At 51.0% G+C, this 23,799-nt stretch carries 21 protein-coding genes, 2 tRNA genes and 1 riboswitch; of the genes, 4 read left to right on the forward strand and 19 right to left on the reverse strand.

The annotated features are described in order from the left end of the window. Positions 1–90 precede the first annotated feature (90 nt). Positions 91–558, reverse strand: coding sequence for a hypothetical protein (locus tag ACTHSN_RS02435; protein WP_070460336.1), 468 nt, complete (start codon positions 556–558; stop codon positions 91–93). Positions 559–571: 13 nt separating this feature from the next. Next, positions 572–1,348 (reverse strand): tRNA threonylcarbamoyladenosine dehydratase, encoded by a 777-nt coding sequence (locus tag ACTHSN_RS02440; RefSeq protein ID WP_440365049.1) that lies wholly within the window; start codon positions 1,346–1,348, stop codon positions 572–574. A gap of 186 nt (positions 1,349–1,534) precedes the next feature. Between ACTHSN_RS02440 and ACTHSN_RS02445 the strand changes: the two genes are divergently transcribed. Next, positions 1,535–1,999 (forward strand): universal stress protein, encoded by a 465-nt coding sequence (locus ACTHSN_RS02445; RefSeq protein ID WP_003680896.1) that lies wholly within the window; start codon positions 1,535–1,537, stop codon positions 1,997–1,999. A gap of 78 nt (positions 2,000–2,077) precedes the next feature. On the opposite strand, the gene hemL is transcribed toward ACTHSN_RS02445, so the two are convergent. Beyond that, positions 2,078–3,361: a glutamate-1-semialdehyde 2,1-aminomutase gene (gene hemL, locus ACTHSN_RS02450; protein WP_293197678.1), complete on the reverse strand. Its 1,284-nt coding sequence runs from the start codon at positions 3,359–3,361 to the stop codon at positions 2,078–2,080. 198 nt (positions 3,362–3,559) lie between these two features. Between hemL and ACTHSN_RS02455 the strand changes: the two genes are divergently transcribed. The 3 genes from ACTHSN_RS02455 (at position 3,560) to ACTHSN_RS02465 (ending at position 6,888) form a co-directional block, all read left to right on the forward strand. Continuing rightward, positions 3,560–3,955: a hypothetical protein gene (locus tag ACTHSN_RS02455; RefSeq protein WP_070460342.1), complete on the forward strand. Its 396-nt coding sequence runs from the start codon at positions 3,560–3,562 to the stop codon at positions 3,953–3,955. Positions 3,956–4,028: 73 nt separating this feature from the next. Further along, positions 4,029–5,351: a tRNA (N6-isopentenyl adenosine(37)-C2)-methylthiotransferase MiaB gene (gene miaB, locus ACTHSN_RS02460; protein ID WP_440365050.1), complete on the forward strand. Its 1,323-nt coding sequence runs from the start codon at positions 4,029–4,031 to the stop codon at positions 5,349–5,351. A gap of 226 nt (positions 5,352–5,577) precedes the next feature. Beyond that, positions 5,578–6,888: an NCS2 family permease gene (locus ACTHSN_RS02465; protein WP_440365051.1), complete on the forward strand. Its 1,311-nt coding sequence runs from the start codon at positions 5,578–5,580 to the stop codon at positions 6,886–6,888. A gap of 83 nt (positions 6,889–6,971) precedes the next feature. On the opposite strand, the gene ACTHSN_RS02470 is transcribed toward ACTHSN_RS02465, so the two are convergent. The 16 genes from ACTHSN_RS02470 to gcvT form a co-directional block, all read right to left on the reverse strand. Then, complete coding sequence (locus ACTHSN_RS02470) at positions 6,972–7,529, reverse strand: hypothetical protein (RefSeq protein WP_440362199.1); 558 nt, start codon at positions 7,527–7,529, stop codon at positions 6,972–6,974. 394 nt (positions 7,530–7,923) lie between these two features. Next, a tRNA-Glu gene (locus ACTHSN_RS02475) sits at positions 7,924–7,998 on the reverse strand. A gap of 12 nt (positions 7,999–8,010) precedes the next feature. Next, a tRNA-Arg gene (locus tag ACTHSN_RS02480) sits at positions 8,011–8,087 on the reverse strand. Positions 8,088–8,219: 132 nt separating this feature from the next. Next, positions 8,220–9,578 carry a deoxyguanosinetriphosphate triphosphohydrolase gene (locus ACTHSN_RS02485; protein WP_371460520.1) on the reverse strand — a complete coding sequence of 453 codons (1,359 nt, stop codon included), beginning with the start codon at positions 9,576–9,578 and terminating at the stop codon, positions 8,220–8,222. 56 nt (positions 9,579–9,634) lie between these two features. Next, positions 9,635–10,894, reverse strand: coding sequence for a transcription termination factor Rho (gene rho / locus ACTHSN_RS02490; protein ID WP_003680905.1), 1,260 nt, complete (start codon positions 10,892–10,894; stop codon positions 9,635–9,637). 245 nt (positions 10,895–11,139) lie between these two features. After that, entirely contained in the window at positions 11,140–12,042 is a 903-nt protein-coding gene (locus ACTHSN_RS02495) for a DMT family transporter (protein ID WP_070826429.1), read from the reverse strand. 57 nt (positions 12,043–12,099) lie between these two features. Beyond that, positions 12,100–12,855, reverse strand: coding sequence for a BPSS1780 family membrane protein (locus tag ACTHSN_RS02500; protein WP_070460349.1), 756 nt, complete (start codon positions 12,853–12,855; stop codon positions 12,100–12,102). Between the two features lie 74 nt (positions 12,856–12,929). Continuing rightward, on the reverse strand, positions 12,930–14,618 hold the full coding sequence (locus ACTHSN_RS02505; protein ID WP_440365052.1) for a glutamine--tRNA ligase/YqeY domain fusion protein: 1,689 nt from the start codon (positions 14,616–14,618) through the stop codon (positions 12,930–12,932). A gap of 105 nt (positions 14,619–14,723) precedes the next feature. Beyond that, complete coding sequence (locus tag ACTHSN_RS02510; RefSeq protein WP_004519551.1) at positions 14,724–15,503, reverse strand: DeoR/GlpR family DNA-binding transcription regulator; 780 nt, start codon at positions 15,501–15,503, stop codon at positions 14,724–14,726. Positions 15,504–15,575: 72 nt separating this feature from the next. Beyond that, positions 15,576–16,289, reverse strand: coding sequence for a GntR family transcriptional regulator (locus ACTHSN_RS02515; RefSeq protein WP_070460353.1), 714 nt, complete (start codon positions 16,287–16,289; stop codon positions 15,576–15,578). Between the two features lie 261 nt (positions 16,290–16,550). Further along, positions 16,551–16,970, reverse strand: coding sequence for an OsmC family protein (locus ACTHSN_RS02520; RefSeq protein WP_003679886.1), 420 nt, complete (start codon positions 16,968–16,970; stop codon positions 16,551–16,553). 111 nt (positions 16,971–17,081) lie between these two features. Continuing rightward, positions 17,082–17,891, reverse strand: a complete 810-nt coding sequence (thiD, locus tag ACTHSN_RS02525) for a bifunctional hydroxymethylpyrimidine kinase/phosphomethylpyrimidine kinase (protein ID WP_070460355.1) — start codon at positions 17,889–17,891, stop codon at positions 17,082–17,084. Between the two features lie 224 nt (positions 17,892–18,115). After that, positions 18,116–20,968: an aminomethyl-transferring glycine dehydrogenase gene (gcvP, locus tag ACTHSN_RS02530; protein WP_440365053.1), complete on the reverse strand. Its 2,853-nt coding sequence runs from the start codon at positions 20,966–20,968 to the stop codon at positions 18,116–18,118. 55 nt (positions 20,969–21,023) lie between these two features. Continuing rightward, a complete protein-coding gene (locus ACTHSN_RS02535) occupies positions 21,024–21,575 on the reverse strand; it encodes a DNA-3-methyladenine glycosylase I (RefSeq protein ID WP_315039672.1) in 552 nt (183 codons plus the stop codon). A gap of 106 nt (positions 21,576–21,681) precedes the next feature. Next, positions 21,682–22,080, reverse strand: coding sequence for a glycine cleavage system protein GcvH (gene gcvH / locus ACTHSN_RS02540; protein ID WP_063068454.1), 399 nt, complete (start codon positions 22,078–22,080; stop codon positions 21,682–21,684). A 147-nt stretch (positions 22,081–22,227) separates the two neighbouring features. After that, positions 22,228–23,328: a glycine cleavage system aminomethyltransferase GcvT gene (gene gcvT / locus ACTHSN_RS02545; RefSeq protein ID WP_440365054.1), complete on the reverse strand. Its 1,101-nt coding sequence runs from the start codon at positions 23,326–23,328 to the stop codon at positions 22,228–22,230. A gap of 209 nt (positions 23,329–23,537) precedes the next feature. Beyond that, positions 23,538–23,635: riboswitch (glycine riboswitch) on the reverse strand. Between the last annotated feature and the right edge of the window lie 164 nt (positions 23,636–23,799).

Raw genomic sequence — 23,799 nt, forward strand, 5'->3', positions numbered from 1 at the left:
TTAAAGGGTCTTTTTCTTTTTAAGTTTAGTAAGAAGTTTCATCAACAAAAGGCCGTCTGAAACAAGGACAACCCGTTTTTAATATAAAAATCAGCGGTTTTTACGATTGATTTGCAAAGAAACAATGGCGACGGCAAAGGTCTGGGCCAAGGCCATACCCAACAGCGGCAGGCTGGCGAAAACCGTACCCGTCAGTACCGAGCCAATATCGCGAGAAAACACAAAACCATCCCTCGCAAGCATCGCCACCATCAAAGCCAACAACAGCAAACTTTCGCAGCCGACCAAAAGCCAAATCATTTTAACCGAACGGCGTTTGCGCCATTTCATGATACCGGCGTGTAAAAGGCTGAATATCACGACGGACAGAAACGGATAAAGAAAAGTGGTGAACGGGCGGTTATAACCGCTTTGCACACACAAATAATCGCCCGGCAGCGTATTGCATTCCATCACATCGAGAAACATCGGATCGACAGCATACATCAATACGCCGAACCATACCGCATAAATCAGGCTGGCGATAAAGTAGGCTTTAAAAAATCGGTTCTTAACCATCTTCCCCTACCCCTCACTTCCGCCCCGCGATATGCTCCACCGCAGCCTGTGCACAATACAATCCAAACGAAGCCGTTACCAGCATACTCGCCCCATAGCCCGCGCAGGACAAACCTTGCGGTGCGGCATCGGTCGAACACGCTTCGCCGGATTGCGGCGGCGTAATATTCTCGGTTGAATAGACGCAAGGCACGCGCATTTTTTCTTTGGTATCGCGGCTGAAGCCGTAGCGTTTGCGCAAGGTATAGCGCAAATTGGAAAGCAGAGGGTCGTGGGTAACGCGGCTCAAATCGGCGGTTTGGATTAAAGCCGGATTTTTCTGTCCGCCCGCGCCGCCGCTGATAATAAACGGTTGTTTATGTTGCACGAAATACGCCGCCATCGCCGCTTTGACACGGATTTGGTCGATGGCGTCGATGACAAAGTCAAAAGGCCGTCTGAAAAGTTCGTCCAGATTGTCTTCGGTCACAAAATCTTCGATTTCCGTCACTTCGCATTGCGGATTGATTTGGTCAATGCGTTCGCGCAAAGCAGTAACTTTTGCCTTACCGAAATCATCGGTCAAAGCGTGCAACTGGCGGTTGACATTAGACTCGGCAACGTTGTCCAAATCAATCAGCGTTAAACGACCGATACCGCTCCTCGCCAAAGCCTCCACCGCCCACGAACCGACGCCGCCGACGCCGACCACGCACACATGCGCACGCGAAAAGCGTGCCAGTGCTTCGTCTCCGTAAAGTCTGGCAATGCCGCCAAAGCGGCGCGAAGAAAGAAAAGCGGCGTCTTGCATAAGTAACCTTGTGATATATCAATAAATTAATGAAAAACGCCACAGGCGAATCGGACCGATATTATACTTGAAAGCAGATGGGCTGTTGTACCCGCCCGAAAGAGTTTATAATCGTTTCACATTCAGACAAGTTCTGATTTCATATTAAACGAAAGTGCCGCTACTCGGCGCAAAAGGAGAATAAATATGTACAAACATCTGGTTGTAGCCGTTGACGGTAGCGAGACTTCCCTCAATGCATTGAAACACGCCGCCGAACTGGCAAGCCTCAACAAAGCCCAACTGACTTTGGTTCACGTTGCCAACCCTGCCGAATACATGGCTTTGGCTCCTGAATTCCTGCAACACGAAAGCTACGAAGCCGCCGCAGTGGCTCAAGGTAACGAAGTTTTGGATTTCGCAGAAAAAACAGCGCGTGAAAGCGGCGTTGAGAACATCGTGAAACACCTGTTGGTTGCCAACAAAGGCGCGCGCGAAATGGCGCAAGACTTGGTTGACTATGCCGACAACAACGGCGCAGACCTGCTGGTACTCGGCACACACGGCCGCACCGGCCTGATGCACCTGCTGATGGGCAGCTTCGCCGAGACCGTAATGCGTCAAAGCCACCTGCCTCTGCTGATTATCCGCAGCAAAGCTGAAGAAGCATAATCAAGCATTGATTTAAAATAGCGAAAGGCCGTCTGAATATTTTTCAGACGGCCTTTTTTCACATGACAGCTTAAGCTTTTATTTTGCCATTTCTTTGAACACTTCGTGTGCCACAGCAATGGTTTCGTCAATCAGCTCAGGCGTATGCGCGGCGGAAACAAAACCGGCTTCGTAAGCAGACGGGCCGAATGCGACATTGCGGTCGAGCATACCGTGGAAGAAATGTTTGAAACCGTCGATATTGGAACGCGCCATGTCGGCATAGTTTTGCGGCGTATGGCTGGCAAAATACAAACCAAACATGCCGCCCACGCTGTCCGCCGTAAATTCAACGCCATGTGCTTTAGCCGCGTCGGCAATACCGTTGGCGAGGCGTTGGGTCAGGGCAGTCAGGTTTTCATAGAAGCCTTCGCGCTGAATGATTTCCAGCGTTTTCAAACCGGCGGCAACCGCAATCGGATTGCCGGACAATGTACCTGCCTGATACACGCCGCCCAATGGGGAAATATATTCCATAATGTCTTTACGGCCGCCAAACGCCGCCAAAGGCATACCGCCGCCGATCACTTTGCCCATGGTGGTCAAATCAGGTTTGATGCCGTGCAAAGATTGCGCACCGCCCAGCGCCACACGGAAGCCGGTCATCACTTCGTCGTAAATCAACACGGTACCGTGTTTTTCAGTTAATTCGCGCAAGGCTTTGACAAAGGCTTCAGACGGCCTAACCAGATTCATATTGCCGACAAAAGGCTCCAAAATCACACAGGCAATGTCATTGCCGCTTTGGGCAAAGGCTTCTTCCAGTTGGGCGATATTGTTGTACTCGAGTACCAAAGTATGTTTGGTAAAGTCGGCAGGCACACCGGCGGAAGAAGGATTGCCAAACGTCAGCAGGCCGCTGCCTGCTTTCACCAACAGGCTGTCGGAATGGCCGTGGTAGCAGCCTTCAAACTTGATGATTTTGTCGCGGCCGGTAAAACCGCGTGCCAGACGGATGGCGGTCATCGTTGCTTCCGTGCCGGAGCTGACAAGGCGCAGCTGCTCGACGGACGGCATGATTTTGGCGATTTCTTCGGCAATGACAATTTCGCCTTCAGTCGGCGCACCAAACGACAAACCGCCCAATGCTGCTTCGCGCACGGCATCAATGACTTCAGGATGGGCATGGCCGACAATCGCAGGGCCCCAAGAGCCGACATAGTCGGTATAACGCGTGCCGTTTTCGTCCCAAACATACGCGCCTTCTGCCTTTTTGATAAAGCGCGGCACACCGCCGACGCTGCCGAATGCGCGCACAGGAGAGTTCACGCCGCCGGGAATAATGGCTTTGGCGCGATTGAACAAGCTTTCATTACGGTTCATGGTCAATTCTTTCGTAAGAGGTCGTCTGAAAATCAAATCGGAGCCATTTTAACACCAAATCCTTTTCAGACGGCCCAAGCTTCAAAATAAGAATCGGGCGCAAAATCAAAATTATTCTTTAAAAACAAACACTCTATCCACATTTTTCCTGCTTGTGCTATAATCCGCGACCTATTGAAACAATAAAAGAAAAGCATCATGTTACGCGGACTCATACTCAGCCTCGCCCTTTTGGCGTCCTCCCTCGTCCATGCACAACGCAGCCTGCCTGATGATATGGACGTGGCCGTTTTAAAAACTGTCGATCTGCCTTATCTGAAAGTCAGCAAAGGCGGTTTTTCTTGGACGCGCCTGCTGACCTTGGGCATTGTGGACGGCAACGCAGCCAAACTGCAAATCACCCGCTTTACCAAAATCCACGATGAAAACGACCGTTTCATCCCCATGGGCCGCCTGCTGAATCAAACCGGCAAAGCCGTTGCGTTCAAATACAACGAAGAGAGCCGCCTCGTCCGCGAAATCTGGATTTTGACCGACGCCGAAGCCGACAGGTTCATCGAACACGCCAAAAAGCAGAAAAAGGCGGAAGAATAATTTTTCAGACGGCCAGAGTATTGCACAGGCCGTCTGAACCCTTTTACAACAAGCAAATCAATCAAAACAAACCATGAAAAAAGTATTTATCCGCACCTTCGGGTGCCAAATGAACGAGTACGACAGCGAAAAAATGCTGTCCGTCCTCGCCGAAGAACACGGCGGTATCGAGCAGGTTACCCAACCTGACGACGCCGACATCATCTTGTTCAACACCTGCTCCGTGCGTGAAAAAGCGCAAGAGAAAGTCTTCTCCGACTTGGGCCGCGTACGCCCGCTTAAAGAAAAAAATCCCGACCTCATCATCGGCGTTGCCGGCTGCGTTGCCTCTCAAGAAGGCGAAAACATCGTCAAACGCGCTCCGTATGTGGACGTGGTTTTCGGCCCGCAAACGCTGCACCGCCTGCCCAAACTCATCGTCGACAAAGAAACCACCGGCCTGTCTCAAATCGACATTTCCTTCCCCGAAATCGAGAAATTCGACCACCTGCCGCCTGCGCGCGTAGAAGGCGGTTCGGCATTCATTTCCATTATGGAAGGCTGCTCCAAATACTGCTCTTACTGCGTCGTCCCCTACACCCGCGGCGAAGAATTCTCCCGCCCACTTAACGACGTATTGACTGAAATTGCCGGTTTGGCGCAACAAGGCGTTAAAGAAATCAACCTCTTAGGCCAAAACGTCAATGCCTATCGCGGCGAAATGGAAAACGGCGAAATCTGCGACTTTGCCACTTTATTGCGCATCGTCCACGAAATCCCGGGCATCGAACGTCTGCGCTTTACCACCAGCCATCCGCGCGAATTTACCGACGCGATTATCGAGTGCTACCGCGACCTGCCGAAGCTGGTTTCCCATCTGCACCTGCCGATTCAAAGCGGTTCCGACCGCGTATTGAGCGCGATGAAACGCGGCTACACCGCCTTGGAATACAAATCCATCATCCGCAAACTGCGTGCCATCCGTCCTGATTTGTGCCTCAGCTCCGACTTTATCGTCGGTTTCCCGGGCGAGACCGAGCGCGAGTTCGAGCAAACCTTGAAACTGGTCAAAGACATCGCCTTCGACTTGAGCTTCGTCTTTATTTACAGTCCGCGCCCAGGCACGCCTGCCGCCAACCTGCACGACGACACGCCGCATGAAGAAAAAGTGCGTCGCCTCGAAGCTTTGAACGAAGTCATCGAAGCCGAAACCGCGCGCATCAACCAAACCATGATCGGCACGGTTCAACGCTGCTTGGTTGAAGACATCTCCAAAAAAGACCCCGACCAACTGCAAGCCCGTACCGCCAACAACCGCGTGGTCAACTTTACCGGCACACCCGACATGATCAACCAAATGATCGATCTGGAAATCACCGAAGCCTACACCTTCTCCCTAAAAGGCAAACCGGTATAAGCACACACAAACAAAGGCCGTCTGAAACTGTTCAGACGGCCTTTATCTTGGTTCAGCCCGGCATTATCTGATTCATGTATTTTTATTACCCGAGCAAAAGGCTTTTCAGTATAATACCGCCCGAAAATTCCCTTATTTGTTGAGAAGTTAAGGCCAAAATCTGAGCTTCCGGCAGTTAAACCCGATGATGCCGTCCTCGAACGGCTTTCCCAAAGGAATATCTCGAATGAGTTCTTCAAATCAAAGCGTTTTGGAAAAATTATTCAACCTCAACGCCAATCAGACCAACGTCCGCACGGAAATTATGGCCGGTGTGACAACCTTCCTCGCCATGTGCTACATCATCATCGTCAATCCCCTGATTTTGGGCGAAACCGGCATGGATATGGGCGCAGTATTTGTGGCCACCTGTATCGCCTCCGCCATCGGCTGTTTCGTGATGGGCTTTGTCGGCAACTACCCGATCGCCCTCGCTCCGGGCATGGGTTTGAACGCCTACTTTACCTTTGCCGTCGTCAAAAGCATGGGCGTAGACTGGCGTGTGGCTTTGGGTGCCGTTTTCATCTCCGGCATCATTTTTATCCTGTTCAGCTTCTTTAAAGTGCGTGAAATGCTGGTCAACGCCCTGCCTATGGGCTTGAAAATGTCGATTGCTGCAGGTATCGGCCTCTTCTTGGCATTGATTGCGCTCAAAGGCGCAGGCGTGATTGTGGCCAATCCTGCCACATTGGTCGGCTTGGGCGACATCCACCAGCCTACCGCCCTGCTGGCGATGGCAGGCTTTGTCATGGTGGTTGCACTTGGCCACTTCCGCGTTAAAGGCTCCATCATCATTACCATTCTGACGCTGACCGCCGTCTCCACCGTCTTGGGCTTGAGCGAGTTCAAAGGCGTGGTCGGCGAAATTCCGAGCATTGCGCCAACATTCATGCAGATGGACTTCAAAGGCTTGTTCACCGTCAGCATGGTCAGCGTGATTTTTGTATTCTTCCTGGTTGACCTGTTTGACTCTACCGGCACATTGGTCGGTGTTTCCCACCGCGCAGGCCTGTTGCAAGACGGCAAACTGCCGCGTTTGAAACGCGCCCTGCTTGCTGACTCAACCGCCATTATCGCAGGCGCCGCCTTGGGTACTTCTTCCACTACCCCTTACGTTGAAAGTGCGGCAGGCGTTTCTGCCGGCGGCCGTACCGGCCTGACTGCCGTTACCGTCGGCGTACTGATGCTTGCCTGTCTGATTTTCTCCCCGCTGGTTCAAAGCATTCCTGCATTCGCTACCGCACCCGCCCTGCTCTATGTTGGCGCGCAAATGTTGCGCAGCGCGCGTGAAATCGACTGGGACGACATGACCGAAGCCGCACCGGCATTCCTGACCATCGTCTTCATGCCGTTTACCTACTCGATTGCCGACGGTATTGCGTTCGGCTTTATCAGCTACGCACTCATCAAACTCTTGTGCAACCGCACCCAAGACGTACCGCCTATGGTATGGATTGTCGCTGTGTTGTGGGCACTGAAATTCTGGTTCTTGGGTTAAAACACTCAAAAGAACAGGCCGTCTGAAAACTTTTCAGACGGCCTGTTTTATTTTACCCAGCGTTTAAAGCTGTCGGTAAAAGATTATTTTTTCGCTTTTTTAGCAGCTGGTTTAACGGCAGCTTTCGCACCTTTGTCCAATGCGCAGAAGCGGGTAACGATTTGATCAACCACTTCTTGTTTACCGTTTACTTCGGTAGTACCGCGGATAGTCAGCATGTTGCCATCAACTTTGTCTACGTTGGCTGCAGTGGCTGCTTCGGCAACCCAAGCGACATTACCGCCCCAGAATGCGTTTACATCTTTGCTGCTGTCAGTGATACGGAACAGGTTTTCAGTTAATTGGCCTTTGTATTTTACTTGTGCAGCAACAACTTCGTTGCCTTTGAAGCCGTACATTACGCTCAGAGGCTCTTTGCCGTCTTTACCGCATTTGTAGTGAACTTCTTTAGTACCGTCGATAGAGTCTACTTTCAAAGTATTAGGCACTGGAGCTTGAGCTTGTTGAGCCTGAGCTTGAGTTTGTTGTTGCGCAGTAGGCGCAGCTTTAGCTTCAGGTTTGGCTTTAGAACCGCTGCTACATGCAGTCAGGGCAACAGCCGCCAAAACGGCAGGAACGATTAATTTAACATTCATATTCATAATTGACTCCCAAATGGTTTCAATAAAAAACCGGCAAACGCCGGCTGACATTTACACATTAACAGAGATATTCCGTCTTGTCTTTATCTCAGACGGCATTTTTTAAGAAAAGTTCAAATAAATATTTTTATTTTCTAAAATCAATAAATTATAAATATGAAATCATGTAAATTCAGGTTTGGGAATTTTTAAGATGAATACTGTTGTCAATAAATTGGGTTTTGACAATGGTAAAATGAGATTGAAAAGCGCATATAGACGACAAAAAGTCTGGGCAATTTATTTTACACACTTCTGTCTCTTGAATTGCTAAGCGTTTCAGACGGCCTTAGAACACAAACAGTAAATGTAATAAAAAAACGCAATCTGAAACAGATTGCGTTTTTTTGAAAACTGGCACGCCCACGGGGAATCGAACCCCGGTTACCGCCGTGAAAGGGCGATGTCCTAACCGCTAGACGATGGGCGCGGATAAATCTTGTGGCGCACCCGGAGCGATTCGAACGCCCGACCCTCTGGTTCGTAGCCAGATACTCTATCCAACTGAGCTACGGGTGCATCCTCATCACTTCGCAAGTGCGTTGTGAATCAAGAAGACCGAATAATATAGGCTTTGCCGAAACCTGTCTACTCTTTTCGCAGATATTTTTTATATTTTTATTTAACTAATTGAAGTTAAACAATATAAAACTAACGTAAAATCCCTACTCCTGACAAATCCTGCGCCATTTTGGCGGCGGAATTATCGGTCATACCACCGACAAAATCCAAAATTTTCATATAAGCCTGATACAGACTGTCTTCAGGAAGAATCGGATTGTGCTTTTTCAATAATTCCAACGCCAAAGACTGACGCGTTGCCAATTGTTTTTCTGCAATCAGGGCATAGGCGGCAGGGACGAGCAAATCCAAGATGGAGCCTAAGCATGGGAACGTGGCGATTTCGGTCAAGAGCTTGGTGTGATGGCGGAAAATCCGTGTTTGCGCCAATTCTTTCGCTTTTGCCAAAGTGTTTTGCACTTGCGGGCTACACAGAGCAAGCAAGTCTTTGCCTTTGAATGTTCCATCCAGTAAATCAGACTGATGCAGCATAAAGGTTTGCGCAACATCATCAATCGCCTTGCCAATCGCAATGCCGCGCAACATAGCGCAACGCTGACGGCTGGAACTGGCGTGCCATGCACTTTCGGCAAAGGTCAGCTCGGACAAGATACTCTCCACTTCCGTATCCGTGAGCAAATCCAATTCAACGGCATCTTCCAAGTCCAGCAAGGCATAGCAAATATCGTCGGCGGCCTCCATCAAATAAGACAAAGGATGGCGCGCCCAGCTGTCTGCTCCTGCGGAAACCAGTCCCAATTCGTCGGCAACTTGACGGATAAACGGCAACTCGGTTTGATAAATATTGAATTTCTTTCTGCCGTTTGGATGTTGCGTTGTCCACGGATACTTCAGCAATGCGCCAATGGCTGCCGCAGTCAGGCGCATTCCGCCCGCCTCCGGATACATTTCAAGGCTGGCGACGATACGCAGGCTATGCGCATTGCCTTCATAGGTTTGAATATCGTTGCGTTCCGCTTCGTTTAATGTGTTCAGATAAATTTGATGTTCAGGCCGTCTGAACCAATCACGCAAAGCATCTTCGCCGGTATGACCAAACGGCGGATTGCCCAAATCATGCGCCAAACAGGCAACCTGCACCACGGCACCAATATCGCTGGGCGTATTTTCCTGCGGCAAAAAACCGCCGTTATGCAACATCACGCCTACGCGGTTGCCCAAGCTCCTGCCCACGCTGGCAACTTCAACACTGTGTGTCAGGCGGTTGTGCGTCAAATCGTGTTGCGCCAGCGGATGTACCTGCGTTTTACGGCCAAGGCGGCGGAAGGCTCCGGAAAAAACGACTCGGTCGTAGTCGATGTGAAAATCCGTACGCAAGGCATCGGCACCTTCCTGGGTCGAAGGGGTAACGGTCGGCACAATTTCGCCGTTTTTGGTACGGAAGCGTTGGGTGGACAATAAGTTTTGCCAATTCATTCGGATGGTCATAAAGATTCCTCAAGCAAAGTAAAGGCCGTCTGAAACATGTTCAGACGGCCTTATGCTTATTTACCGCGCATCAATTCAAAGAAATCGTCATTGTTTTTGGAGTCTTTGAGTTTGCCCACCAAAAACTCGGTCGCTTCGATTTCGTCCATAGGATGCAGGAATTTGCGCAAGAGCCACATACGTTGCAACTGATCGTTCGGCACCAGCAATTCTTCGCGGCGCGTACCGGATTTATTAATGCTGATCGCCGGGAACAGGCGTTTTTCTGCCATGCGGCGGTCAAGGTGCAATTCCATATTGCCCGTGCCTTTGAACTCTTCGTAAATCACGTCGTCCATGCGGCTGCCGGTTTCAACAAGCGCTGTCGCAATAATGGTAAGCGAACCGCCCTCTTCCACATTACGCGCTGCGCCGAAAAAGCGTTTCGGACGGTGCAAAGCGTTGGCATCGACACCGCCGGTCAGAATTTTGCCCGAAGTCGGCACGACGGTATTGTAGGCGCGCGCCAAACGGGTAATCGAATCCAGCAGAATCACCACGTCTTTTTTGTGTTCGACCATGCGTTTGGCTTTTTCAATCACCATCTCGGCCACTTGTACATGGCGTTGCGCAGGTTCGTCAAACGTAGAGGAAACCACTTCGCCGCGTACAGAACGGCTCATCTCGGTCACTTCCTCCGGACGCTCGTCAATCAACAGGACAATCAGCTCGACATCGGGATAATTGGCGGTAATGGCGTGGGCAATGTTTTGCAACATCACGGTTTTACCGGTTTTAGGCGGCGCAACCAACAATGCACGTTGGCCTTTACCGATTGGGGAAACCAAGTCGATGGCTCGGCCGGTCAGATTCTCTTCGGCTTTGATGTCGCGCTCGAGTTTGAATTGTTCGGTTGGGAATAAAGGCGTGAGGTTTTCAAAGAGGATTTTGTGTTTGCAGACTTCGGGTTGATCGCCGTTGATGGTATCAAGGCGGACAAGTGCGAAATAACGCTCATTGTCTTTAGGCACGCGCACGCTGCCTTCGATGGTGTCACCGGTGTGCAGATTGAAGCGGCGGATTTGCGTGGGCGAAACATAAATATCATCAGGGCCGGCAAGATAAGAAGTATCTGCGCTGCGCAAGAAACCGAAGCCGTCGGGCAGGATTTCGAGTGTGCCGGAACAGGTAAAGCTGACATTTTGCTTCATCATCTGGCGGACGATGGCAAAAACGAGGTCTTGTTTGCGGAAACGGTTGGCGTTTTCAATGCCATGTTCTTCTGCCATTTCCAAGAGTTTAGAAATGTGGAGGGTTTGGAGTTCTGAAACGTGCATAGTATTGATATATTTTGAATGGTATCAGAGAGATGGCACGAAGGCCGTCTGAAAGTATGAAATCGTGCCGCAGGATACGGTAGATTTTTGAGAAAGTTGAATTTTAGGCAGTTGGAGGCAGGGTGTCAAATTTTTAAATCGAACACTGAGGCCGAGACCTTGGTCTTATCCTTCAATAAGATTACGGCTGGAAGTAACGTGGCAACCGCAATCTTATCATCAAAAATCCGAGTATTTACCCAACTTCAGACGGCCTTCTGCCCGTACCGCATCAGCATCATGCCGCCGACCGCCGCCGCGCAGCCTGCAATCAGCGAAATATGCAGCGGTTCGCCCAAAAACCACGCCGAAGACAGCACACCGAAAATCGGCACAAGCGTAATATACGCTGCCGCGCTGCCTGCACCCAAAGTCTTCACGCCTTCAAAATACCACGCATAGGCCAATACCGTCGCACCGATGACCAGCCACGCCAAGGCTGTCCAACCTCGCCCATCCATTGCCGCTATCGCCTCAAACGGCATTCCGTCCATCCACAACGCCACCACCGACAACATCAGAGCGCCGATGAACGAAGTTGCCATCGTTACCGTCAGCGCGTCTATCCCGCGCAAAACCGCGCGACCAATTAAAGTATAAGCCGCCCAACAAACCACGCAACCGAAAATCAGCCACTCTCCTGCCTTGATGCCGCCCGATAACACTGTCAACGGCTGCCCTTGCGTTACCACCATAATGGCACCGCCGACCGCCAGCAGCATACCCGCCAAAATCTTCGCATTTAAACGCTCGCCGAAAAACCAAGTTGCCAACAGCAGCGTCAGCACGGGGTTCACTGCCACGACCACCGCCGCCTTACCTGCCGGCATAGTCTGCAAACCCAGCATAAAAAACACCGCATAGCCGCACACGCCGACGGAAGCAGCCGCCGTCAAACCCAGCCATTGCCGCGCCGACAAAGCTGCCAAAGTTGCAAACCTGCTGCGCGCAAACAACCAGCCCAACAACAAAACCGAAGCCAGTACAAACCGAACCGCCCCGCCCGTCAGCGGCGGCAGCGACTGCCCCAGCATCCGCCCCATCGGCCAAGACGCGCCCCACAGCACCGCCATCCCCAGCAGTTTCAAATGTACAGAATAACGTTCCATCTCATTCCTTTTATCGACAAAGGCCGTCTGAAAATGTTTCAGACGGCCTTTATCCACTTAGGATTTTACAATACGACCATTAGGGTAAATACTGCGGTAAGCAATATAAGGAGCCAGCAGTAAAACTGCGCTGACAGGTAGGAATAGTAAAAGTATGATCATGATAATCCACTGGCCTAACATGCTGCCTAATACGCCCCACATAAAAGAATAGAGAGCCACACCTACAACATAAACTAATATTGCAGGAATATTACACATAGCCGCTTTAACATTAGCTTTAATAGCCTCCCATGGCTTCAGACCATCTAAAACAATCAAAGCGGGGGTTAATAAAAATATAGACAAAAGGACAATAACAATCAATACAACACCTATCATCATTGCCCAATGACCTGCAAAATATAGCGGAATGATAAGCAAACTAACAGCTATACTGAACAGCACCTGAAGTAACAATAAAATGAAAAAACTCATTTTTTTATCTAAAAAAACAATAAAAAAATCTTTCACATCAAATGCTTTTCCATTATTGATATTGTTAGCAACATACATAGCTCCGCCTACTAAGCATGAACCCACCCAGCTGAATACAATACCTTTTAAACTAGAAAGCGCATTAATTCCTAGTAAGTCAATAATAGAAACCACAAAGCCTACGATCATATAAGCCAATAATACGCCCATCCATTTCCACGGATGAAGTTTGAAAATACCGAAAGCGTCGGTAATCCACTTGATGCCTGCAGAAGCAGGAAGGCGTTTGGGTTCGTGATATCGAACTTCCTGTGAAGTGGGTATTTGGTTTTCCATAAAATTCCTATTATAAAATCAAAAATTTAAACACAATAAAGGCAGCCAGTGCATACTGACTGCCTTCTTACCAATTATTTTGCCTGCCAAGAATCTTTCAGCGTTACCGTGCGGTTAAACACCGGCGTGTCTTTGCTGTGGTCTTTGCGGTCGGTGACGAAGTAGCCGATGCGTTCAAACTGCCAACGGCTTTCTGCCGGCAAATCTTTTGCGACAGGTTCGGCGTAGGCGGTGATTTCCTTAATGGATTCGGGATTGAGGAAATCGGTAAACGGCAGGTAGTTACCGTCTTCGCCACGCACGGCATCGGGACGCTCGACGGTAAAGAGGCGGTCGTACAGGCGGACTTTGATTTCTGCTGCGTGTTCGGCAGACACCCAGTGAATCACGCCTTTGACTTTGCGGCCTTCGGGATTTTTGCCCAAGGTATCGTGGTCGATGCTGCATTTGAGTTCAACCACATTGCCTGATTCGTCTTTTACCACTTCATCGCACTTGATGACATAGCCGTGGCGCAAGCGCACTTCGCCGCCGGGAATCAGGCGTTTGAAGCCTTTGGGCGGATTTTCGGCAAAGTCGTCGGCTTCGATGTAAATGGTTTGGGACACGGGAATTTCGCGCTCGCCCATTTCTTCGTGGTTCGGATGAAACGCGGCACGGCGGCTTTGGGTTTTGCCGGCTTCAAAGTTGGTCAGGGTCACTTTGAGCGGGTTCAACACCGCCATCAGGCGAGGAGCGGAGTTTTCCAGCTCTTCACGAATCGCGCCTTCCAACACGCTCATGTCGACGATGTTTTCAGATTTGGAAATACCGGCGCGTTTGGCAAACAAGCGCAGGCCTTCGGGCGTGTAGCCGCGGCGACGCATACCCGAAATGGTCGGCATACGCGGATCATCCCAGCCGGCAACGTGGCCGTCTGAAACCAGTTGGTTCAGCTTGCGTTTGGACGTGATGGAATACAGAAGCTCCAAACGGGAAAATTCGTATTGGCGCGGACGGGTGGCGTGCGGCGCGGGAATGTTGTCCAACACCCAGTCGTACAGCGGACGGTGTGCTTCAAATTCGAGCGTACACAAGGAATGCGTGATGCCTTCGATGGCGTCGGAAATGCAATGCGTGTAGTCGTACATCGGGTAGATGCACCATTTGTCGCCGGTATTGTGGTGATGGGCGCGGCGGATGCGGTAGATGACGGGGTCGCGCATATTGATGTTACCTGATGCCATGTCGATTTTCAGGCGCAGGGTTTTGCTGCCGTCGGGGAATTCGCCGTTTTTCATGCGCGTGAACAGGTCGAGGTTTTCTTCGATACTGCGGTCGCGGTAAGGGCTATTTTTGCCCGCTTCGGTCAGCGTGCCGCGGTATTCGCGCATTTCTTCGGGCGTCAAATCATCGACATAGGCCTTGCCGTCTTTGATTAAACCGACGGCGTAATCGTAAAGCTGGTCGAAATAGTTGGAAGCGAAACGCGGCTCGCCTGCCCAATGGAAACCAAGCCACTCAACGTCTTCTTTGATGGCGTTGACGTATTCGTCGTTTTCTTTTTCGGGGTTGGTGTCGTCGAAACGCAGGTTGCACAAGCCGTCATAAATATACGCCAAACCGAAGTTCAAGCAGATGGATTTGGCGTGGCCGATGTGCAGGTAGCCGTTCGGCTCGGGCGGGAAACGGGTTTGGATGGCTGTATGCTTACCGCTTTTGAGGTCTTCATCGATAATGGTGCGGATAAAGTGGTTGTCCGCGAATTGGTCTTTATTCAACATAATATTTCTTTGATGGGAAAATGATTTTCTGTTTTCAGACGGCCTGAGCATTCAATCAGGCCGTCTGAAAGGAATGGAATGATGGCTCAATTGTACCCGACTTGGCTACTTTGATACAGGGTCGGCAACCTGCCACGCCACGCCGCGCTCGTTTAGGGTTTTCTGCATGGCGGCGGATGGGGTGCGGTCGGTAAACAGCTTATCGAATGCGCCGATATCTCCCAGTCTGACCAAGGCATTGCTGTTGAACTTGCTGTGGTCGACACCGAGATAGCGCACGCGGGCATTGTTCACCATCGCCTGCATGACGCTGACTTCCTTGTAATCGTCATCCAAAAGCGAGCCGTCGTTTTCTATGCCGTGGGTACTCATGATGGCATAGTCGACTTTGAATTGGTTGATGAAATCGACGGTCGCCACACCCGTAATACCGCCGTCCAACGGACGGACCACACCGGAAGCGATGATGACCGTGTAGTCGGTACGCGCCGCAGTGATGGAGGCGGCGTAGATGTTGTTGGTGATAATCCGCAGGTTTTTACGCTGTCTGACCAACTCGGCGGCGACGGCTTCCATGGTGGTGCCGATGCTGATAAAGAGCGAGGCATTGTCGGGAATGGTGGAAGCAATCAGCCGGGCAATGGCGTTTTTTTCCTGCTGCTGATGGTTGCGCCGCTCCTGCCCTGCCGTTACGACTGAAACGTCGCCCAAAGATGCGCCGCCATGATAGCGTTTAAGCTGTCCGGTCTCGCTTAACTCTTGAACATCGCGGCGTATGGTTTGCGGCGTAACATCCAAATTTGCCGCCAACTCTTCCACCGTCATAAAATTATGTTCGCGGACAAGGGTGAGGATATGTTCGTGTCTTTGGATTTTGGGTTTCATGGCGTTTCGTTTTATAGGGATAAACCAATGGCCGTCTGAATATTTCAGACGGCCTTGTTATTGTCAAACCGATTACATCTCGAGTTTCTGTTCCAAGCGTTCCATACACGCGCCCAAGTGGCGGCGTATGACTTTAGTCACACGGTTGCGCTTGCCTGCCAGCAACAAATCGAGGATTTCTCGGTGTTCATGGTGCGAATTGGAATCGATGTTGCGCTTTTCTTTGCGAAGCGGATCGGAAACGGCCACAATCAATGAAGAGCGCGCACACAAGGTATTCATGATTTCAAACAGGACATCGTTGTCCAACAGTCGCGCCAATTCGACATGGAAGGCATTGGACAGGCGGTTCCAACCCACGCGGTCGCCGCTTTCGGAGGCTGCGCCCTCTTGCTCAATCATGGCGTAAAGCGGTTGCAGACGCGTTTCCAAATCAGGCATATCAATGAGGACGCTCAGAATCATGCTTTCCATTTCGATACGCGTGTTGAACACGTCTTTCATTTCTTTCAAGTCCGGCACATGGACAAATGCGCCGCGGTTGGGCTGCAAATCGACGATTTTGTCGTGCGCCAAAAGCGACAATGCGCCACGCACGGTATTGCGCGAGCAAACCATTTGTCGGCAAAGCTCGGACTCGGTCAGTTTTTTACCCGGCAACAGCAGATGGTCGGTAATGCCGTCCAAAATCAATGCGTACACTCGGAAGAGTTCCGAATCGTGACGCTCTTCCAAAATAAGCGATGAAGTTGCAGGCGCAATGTTGGTATTATTTTCGTAATCCATACTGTTTCCCCAGTATCCGTATTAAGGCGCAAGCGTTTACAAACCTGCAGCTTTCGGGGTTGTTTAAAATATAATTAAAAATTGTTGACAATGTTAAACGAAACTTGCACAATGAGATCAACAAGCCAAGTTATAAAGGCTGATAGAGAGAGAGAAAAAGGAATAAAAAGCAAGCAGATATATTCATGTTAATGCGTGAATATATCTGCTTTTTTTGTGGGTAACCGGTTCACGCTCCGGCACTCCTACCCTGAAACCGCCCTATTCTGTTTCGACAATCTCGAAGCTGTGGCTCATTTTTGCCGCTTTGCCCAGCATAATCGATGCGGAGCAATATTTTTCGGCAGACATCTGTACGGCGCGTTCAATCGCGCTTTCTTGCAAATCCCGACCATACACTTTGAAATGGATATGGATTTCGGTAAACACGCGCGGCGCGGTGTCGGCGCGTTTGGCAGTCACTTCGGCACGGCAGTCGGTGATTTTTTGGCGTTGTTTCTCGGCAATCATCACGACATCGATGCTGGAACAGCCTGCTACACCCAACAACAGCATTTCCATCGGGCTGGGGCCGCGTTTGACTTCGCCTTCAGCCGCCGCGCCTTCCATCACAACGCTGTGTCCGTTTGCCGTTGTACCGACGAAGCACATTCCATCTATCCATTTTGAAGTAACTTGCATGGTGTCTTTTTTATCCGTAAAAGCATTAATCCGATATTGTAAACAATTTCAAGTGATAAACCTAGTCAGGCCGTCTGAAAAATACAATCAATTACAATCGGCCTAAACGCATTATTCGTCCCGATACGCCCAATGGTTGACCGGCCCGTGCCCTGCCCCGATGCCCAAAGGATGGGAAATGGCGGCGGCAATATAGTTTTTTGCCGTTTGAACCGCCTCAGGTACGCTAAACCCTTTTGCCAACTCGGCTGTGATGCAGGCAGAAAATGTGCAGCCCGTACCATGCGTATGCGGCGTTGGGAAACGTTTACTGTTCAGCTCAATGGTTTCGTATGGCGTAAACAGCCAGTCGGTGCAATATTCGCTTTGGCTGTCGGCAAGATGGCCGCCTTTAATCACCACATTTTTCACACCCCAATCCTGAAGAATTTTGGCGGCACGTTCCGCATCTTGGCGGTTTTCAATATTGATACCCGTCAATGCCTGCGCTTCGGGCAGATTGGGAGTCAATACGTCCGTATGCGGCAGCAGCAGGCGTTTCATGGCTTCGACGGCTGAGTTTTCCAACAACGGCGCGCCGCCTTTGGCAATCATAACCGGATCCAACACGCGTTTGCCGAAGTCACATTCGGCGGTTTGTTCCGTCACGCATTCGATGATTTCCGCCGTACCCAGCATGCCGATTTTATAGGCGCGGATTTGGAAATCTTCCTGAATCGCGGCAATTTGCGCGGCAATCATGTCGGTCGGTATCGGATGCACTGCCGATACGCCCAAAGTATTTTGTGCGGTAACCGCTGTCAGTACGCTGGTGCCGAACACGCCGCGCATCTGAAATGTCTTCAAATCCGCCTGTATGCCCGCGCCGCCTCCGGAATCTGAGCCGGCAATCGTCAACGTTTGAATAAAAAGTTCGTCCATCGTGTCCTCCTGTTTTTCAGACGGCCTTGTGTTTATCGTTGTTGAGAGCAGTTTGGTTTTATCCGCAAACAAAGGCATTCGCCGTCTATTTTTCCGAATGCCTTATCTGTTGTTTTACCAAAAACAAATGTATGTTCTCGGGCGAAATATCTTAACAAACAAAAGGCCATCTGAAAACTATTTTCATTTTCAGACGGCCTGTTCAATTTTAAACCTATTCAGGCTTAATCTTCGTATGCATCAATCGGCAAGCAGGAGCAAACCAGATTGCGGTCGCCATACACTTCATCTACCCGTTTGACGCTCGGCCAGAATTTGTTTTCGCGCACGAAAGGCAGCGGGAAGACGGCTTCTTCGCGGGAGTACGGATGCGCCCATTCACCGGTTACATCTGCTGCGGTATGCGGAGCATTCACCAGCGGATTATCCTCTTTCGGCCATTCGCCGCGCTCGACTTTCAGCACTTCCTGTTTGATTTGTTTCAAGGTAGCGATAAAGCGGTCGAGTTCGGCTTTGCTCTCGCTTTCGGTCGGCTCGATCATCAGCGTGCCGGCAACGGGGAAGGAGACGGTCGGGGCGTGGAAGCCGTAGTCCATCAGGCGTTTGGCGATGTCGGTTTCGGTGATGCCGCTTTCGGCTTTGAGCGGACGCAAATCGACGATACATTCGTGCGCGACGCGGCCGTTTTTGCCTGTGTAGAGAACGGGATAGTCTTCGCTCAGGCGTTTGGCGACGTAGTTGGCGTTGAGCAATGCCCAGCGCGTTGCCTGTTCCATGCCTTGTTTGCCCATCATGGTCAGGTACATCCAGGTAATCGGCAGGATGGACGCAGAACCGAAGGCCGCAGCAGCAACGGCGGTTTGGTCGGCACTGGCGCTGTGGGTGTCGGTCAAAGCGTGTCCCGGTGCAAACGGGGCAAGGTGGGCTTTCAAACCGATAGGGCCGACGCCCGGACCGCCGCCGCCGTGAGGGATACAGAAGGTTTTGTGCAGGTTCATGTGCAACACGTCCGCGCCGACTTCGGCAGGCTGCATGATGCCGATTTGGGCGTTGAGGTTGGCGCCGTCCATGTAAACCTGTCCGCCGTTTTCATGGATGATGCGGCAGATGTCGCGGATGCCTTCTTCGTACACGCCGTGGGTGGACGGGTAAGTAATCATGATGGCGGACAAAGCGTCGCGGTGTTGCTCTGCTTTGGCTTTCAAATCATCGATGTTGACGTTGCCGTGTTCGTCGGTATCGACAACAACGACTTTCAAACCCAGCATGGCCGCAGTCGCAGGGTTGGTGCCGTGGGCGGATTTGGGAATTAGGCAGATGTTGCGGTGTCCCTCGCCGTTAGCTTCTTGATAGCGGCGGATGGAGAGCATGCCGCTGTATTCGCCCTGCGCGCCGGAGTTGGGCTGGAAGGAAATCGCGTCAAAGCCGGTGATGGCTTTCAGGCTGTTTTCCATGTCGGTCAAAAGCGCGCGGTAGCCTGCGGCTTGGTCTTTGGGGGCGTAGGGGTGGATGTCGGTGAACTCTGCCCAAGTAATCGGCAACATTTCCGCAGTCGCATTGAGCTTCATGGTGCAGCTACCGAGCGAAATCATGCTGCGGTTCATTGCCAAATCGCGGTCTTCGAGTTTTTTCAGGTAGCGCAACATTTCGTGTTCGGTGTGGTAACTGTTGAACACAGGATGTTGCAGAATGTCGTCCTGACGCAGCAATTCTGCATTCAGACGGCCTTTGACGTCATCGGCAAATGTGAACGTATCTTTGCCGGTAAACGCGCGGTACAAATCGACCAAATCTTCGTATGCCGACGTTTCATGGAATGCAGCCGCAACTTGAGTATCGTTAACGCGGCGCAGGTTGTAACCCGATTCCAAAGCAGCGGCAAACACTTGGTCTGCTTTCTCTTTGCTGCCGAAATCGACGGTAACGGTATCGAAGAAGACCTTGTGAACCACATTCAGGCCGTCTGAAACCAGCACATTGGCAAAGGTAGAAGCCAGCGCATGGATACGTTTGGCAATGCGTTTCACGCCTTCAGGACCGTGGTAAACGGCATACATACCAGCCAAGTTCGCCAGCAATGCTTGTGCCGTACAAATATTGGATGTCGCTTTTTCGCGGCGGATGTGTTGCTCGCGGGTAGACAACGCCATGCGCAAGGCAGGTTTGCCCGATGCATCTTTGGATACGCCGATAATGCGGCCAGGAGCGGAACGTTTGAACTCGTCTTTAAACGCGAAATAAGCAGCGTGCGGACCACCGAAGCCCATCGGCACACCGAAGCGTTGGGTATTGCCCAAGGCAATATCCGCACCCAACTCGGCAGGAGATTTCAGCAAAACCAAGCTCATGATATCAGCGGCAACGGCCACGATTGTGCCTTTTGCTTTCAGACGGCCGATAACGTCCTGCAAGTCTTGCACATCGCCGTCTTTACCAACGTATTGGAACAGCGCACCGAAGTATTCGCCTTCATCCGCTTGGGCAAAATCGCCGACCACCAGTTCAAAGCCGAAATATTTGGCGCGGGTTTTCATCACATCCAAAGTTTGCGGATACACGCGCGCATCCACAAAGAAACGCTCGGATTTCACTTTGCCCACGCGGTGCGCCATCGCCATCGCTTCGGCGGCAGCAGTCGCCTCATCCAGCAAAGACGCGCCTGCCACAGGGAAACCGGTCAAATCGATACACACTTGTTGGAAGTTCAACAAAGCTTCCAAACGACCCTGTGCAATTTCCGCCTGATACGGGGTGTAGGCAGTGTACCAACCCGGGTTTTCCAATACGTTGCGCAAAATCACATTCGGCACGCGGGTCGGGTAATAGCCCAAACCGATATAGGATTTGTTGATCACGTTTTTAGACGCGATGCCTTTCAATTTCGCCAACGCGTCCGCCTCGGTCAAAGCCTCGGGCAAATCGAGTTCGGACGGCATACGGATGCTTTGCGGCACGGTATTGCCGACAAATTCGTCCATGCTCTTCTCGCCGAGCGCTTCCAAAAGCGCAGCCTCGTCGCCAAAGCTCAAATGGCGCGCGGCAAATTCGTTCGGGTTGAACAATTCAGATAGTTTCATTTCTACTCCTTCGGTGTTATCGATATCAACACTGTTTTTTCTTGCAGATGTTGTTTCAGACGGCCTCCGCCCACTTTGGACGACATGCCAATATTTCCCTATAAACCGGACAGCTTTCAATATGCGCGCCGGGCAGATAGCCGGTACTCATTAAAAATTCGCCAACGATTTCGCCGCCGACAAATTTGAAATGTTTTTTAAACAGCTTCACCCATTCAGCCTTGTCGAGCGGATGGTTCGCATCCAGCCAGTTTTTGAATGAGCCGTATTCTTGCTGTATTTGTTTGATTTGTCGCGCGTTATAAATGGCTGCGTTGATTTTCAGGCGGTTGCGGACGATGCCTGCATCGGCAAGCAGTCTCTCAATATCGGCTTCATCAAATGCGGCGACCGTATCGATGTCGAAACCTTTAAATGCCGTCTGAAATGCCTGCTGCTTCTTCAACATCAGCGTCCAGCTCAATCCTGCCTGATTGATTTCCAACACCAGCCGCTCAAACAATTCATTGTCATCCTCAATCGGAAAACCGTATTGCTTATCGTGGTAATGTTTGTTCGGATTGTCCGTATCGTCGGGTAGCGTGGCGACAAATTCGCAATAATTCATGTTTATTGAGGAAAAATTGAAACAAAGGCCGTCTGAAAGTATTTTCAGACGACCTAAGACCTGCAATATCAAACAGGCGTAAAACCTGTTTGGATGTTTGCAAAAATCAAGCTACTTCGCCTGCGTATTGTTCGGCAGTCAGCAGACCGTCGTAATCGGCAGGGTTGGCAGGTTTGATTTTGAAGAACCAGCCTGCGCCGTAAGGGTCGCTGTTGGCAGTTTCCGGCGCGCTTGGCAGATCTTCGTTGACGGCAACGATTTCGCCTGCAATCGGCGCGTACACGTCGGACGCGGCTTTCACAGACTCAACCACACCGGCTTGCTCTTCGGCAGCCAGGTTTGCACCGACTTCAGGCAGCTCGACAAACACGATGTCGCCCAACAGCTCTTGCGCGTGATGGGTAATGCCGACGGTGATGGTACCGTCTTCTTCAAGGCGCAGCCATTCGTGGCTGGCAACGTATTTCAGTTCTGCTGGGATGTTGCTCATGGTTTGATACTCCATTGATAGGGGGTTATTTCCAGACGGCATCTGCATGAATCAATATCCACAGATGCCTTGTTCAATACTTTCTACAAACGTCCGTATCGGACGACAATTAAAACCTGCTTTCAGACGGCCCTTAACAAATAAAGGCCGTCTGAACCGATATTAATCAAACTGTTTTTGACCGTTGCGCACAAACGGCAGCTTCAGTACGCGTACATCCACTTCTTTGCCGCGAATCAGGACTTTGGCGGTATCGCCGTCAAAATCTTTCGGTACGCGCGCGATGGCGATGGATTGTTTCAGGCTTGGAGAGAATACGCCGCTGGTGGTTTCGCCTTGGCCTTTATCGGTCAACACTTCCATATGCGCGCGCAGGATGCCGCCTTTTTCGAGCAACAGGCCGACCTGTTTCACGGCAACGCCTTTTTCTTTCAATGCCACCAATGCGGCTTTACCGACGAAATCGCGGCTTTCATCTTTCAAGTCAACGGTCCAACCCATGCCTGCTTCGAGCGGGCTGGTTTCGTCATCCATATCGTTGCCGTAGAGGTTCATACCGGCTTCCATGCGCAGGGTATCGCGTGCGCCAAGGCCGCAAGGCTGTACGCCTGCTGCTTGCAGGGCTTTGAAGAATGCGACGGCTTCAGTGCCCGGCAGAATCACTTCGACGCCGTCTTCGCCGGTATAGCCTGTACGGGCGACAAACCAGTCGTTGCCCAAGTCTGCACCTTGGAACGGTTTGAGGCCGTGAATCACGTCCGCCCATTCAGGTTTGACGGTCAGGAGTTTTTCGATGGCTTTCGGGCCTTGTACGGCAAGCATGCCGAGGTCGTAGCGCGGATTGAAGGCAACGCCGAACTCTTGTCCGACTTTGTGGAATTGCGCCGTGTCTTTCTCGCGGGTCGCACCGTTGGACACGATGCGGTATTGGGTTTCGGCTTCGTTGGTGCGGTAAACGATCAAGTCGTCAATCACGCCGCCGTTATCGTTGAGCAAAGCGGAATAAAGGGCTTTGCCGACGAAGGCGAGTTTGGCAACGTCGTTGGCAATCAATTTGCGGAAAAAGGCTTTGGCGTTCGCTCCGGCGACGTCGGTAACGAGCATATGGGATACGTCAAACATACCGGCGTCGGTGCGCACGGCTTCGTGTTCGGCGATTTGTGAACCATAATGGATGGGCAGCTCCCAGCCGGCAAAATCTACCAGCTTCGCGCCTGCATCTTGATGGGCTTGATGAAATGGGGTGGTTTTCAGAGCAGTCATTCTCAAGTTTCTCCGGATTTTTTGTTCAGATGCCGCCCGCGCACCTGTGCGCGGATGACCCTATCTGTCCTTGAACCTGAGATTTTCGGCCGTATCCGCATGATGCAAACCAGTCTGCTCACTGCTTTGCGCGGTTGTCTGAATGGTGGTTCAGACGGCCTTCTCCCCTTCGGTGGACGTTATTCTAACGCCGCTCTCCAGATTGTTTGTTTCAATGTGCAGTCCCTGATACCTGAGCGATTTAAGGGTGTCTGCGCCTTCGGTGGTTACATTGTAGTTGGGTGTAACACTCTCCTGCACATTTCCCGATTATGTCTTGAATCGGCAGTTTGGGCAAGTAGCCGACGAATATTTATGATGTGAATATCCGTCTTTTTATTGGGGCGGCAAAACTTGAGCCTTTATAAAATTGTTAGCTATGCGGCAAATGTTTTTGCAAAAGTCTCAGGCCGTCTGAAGCCCTTACCCGTT

Origin of the sequence: Neisseria sp. P0009.S010 (assembly GCF_051958545.1) — a bacterium.
Classification (GTDB): domain Bacteria; phylum Pseudomonadota; class Gammaproteobacteria; order Burkholderiales; family Neisseriaceae; genus Neisseria; species Neisseria subflava_A.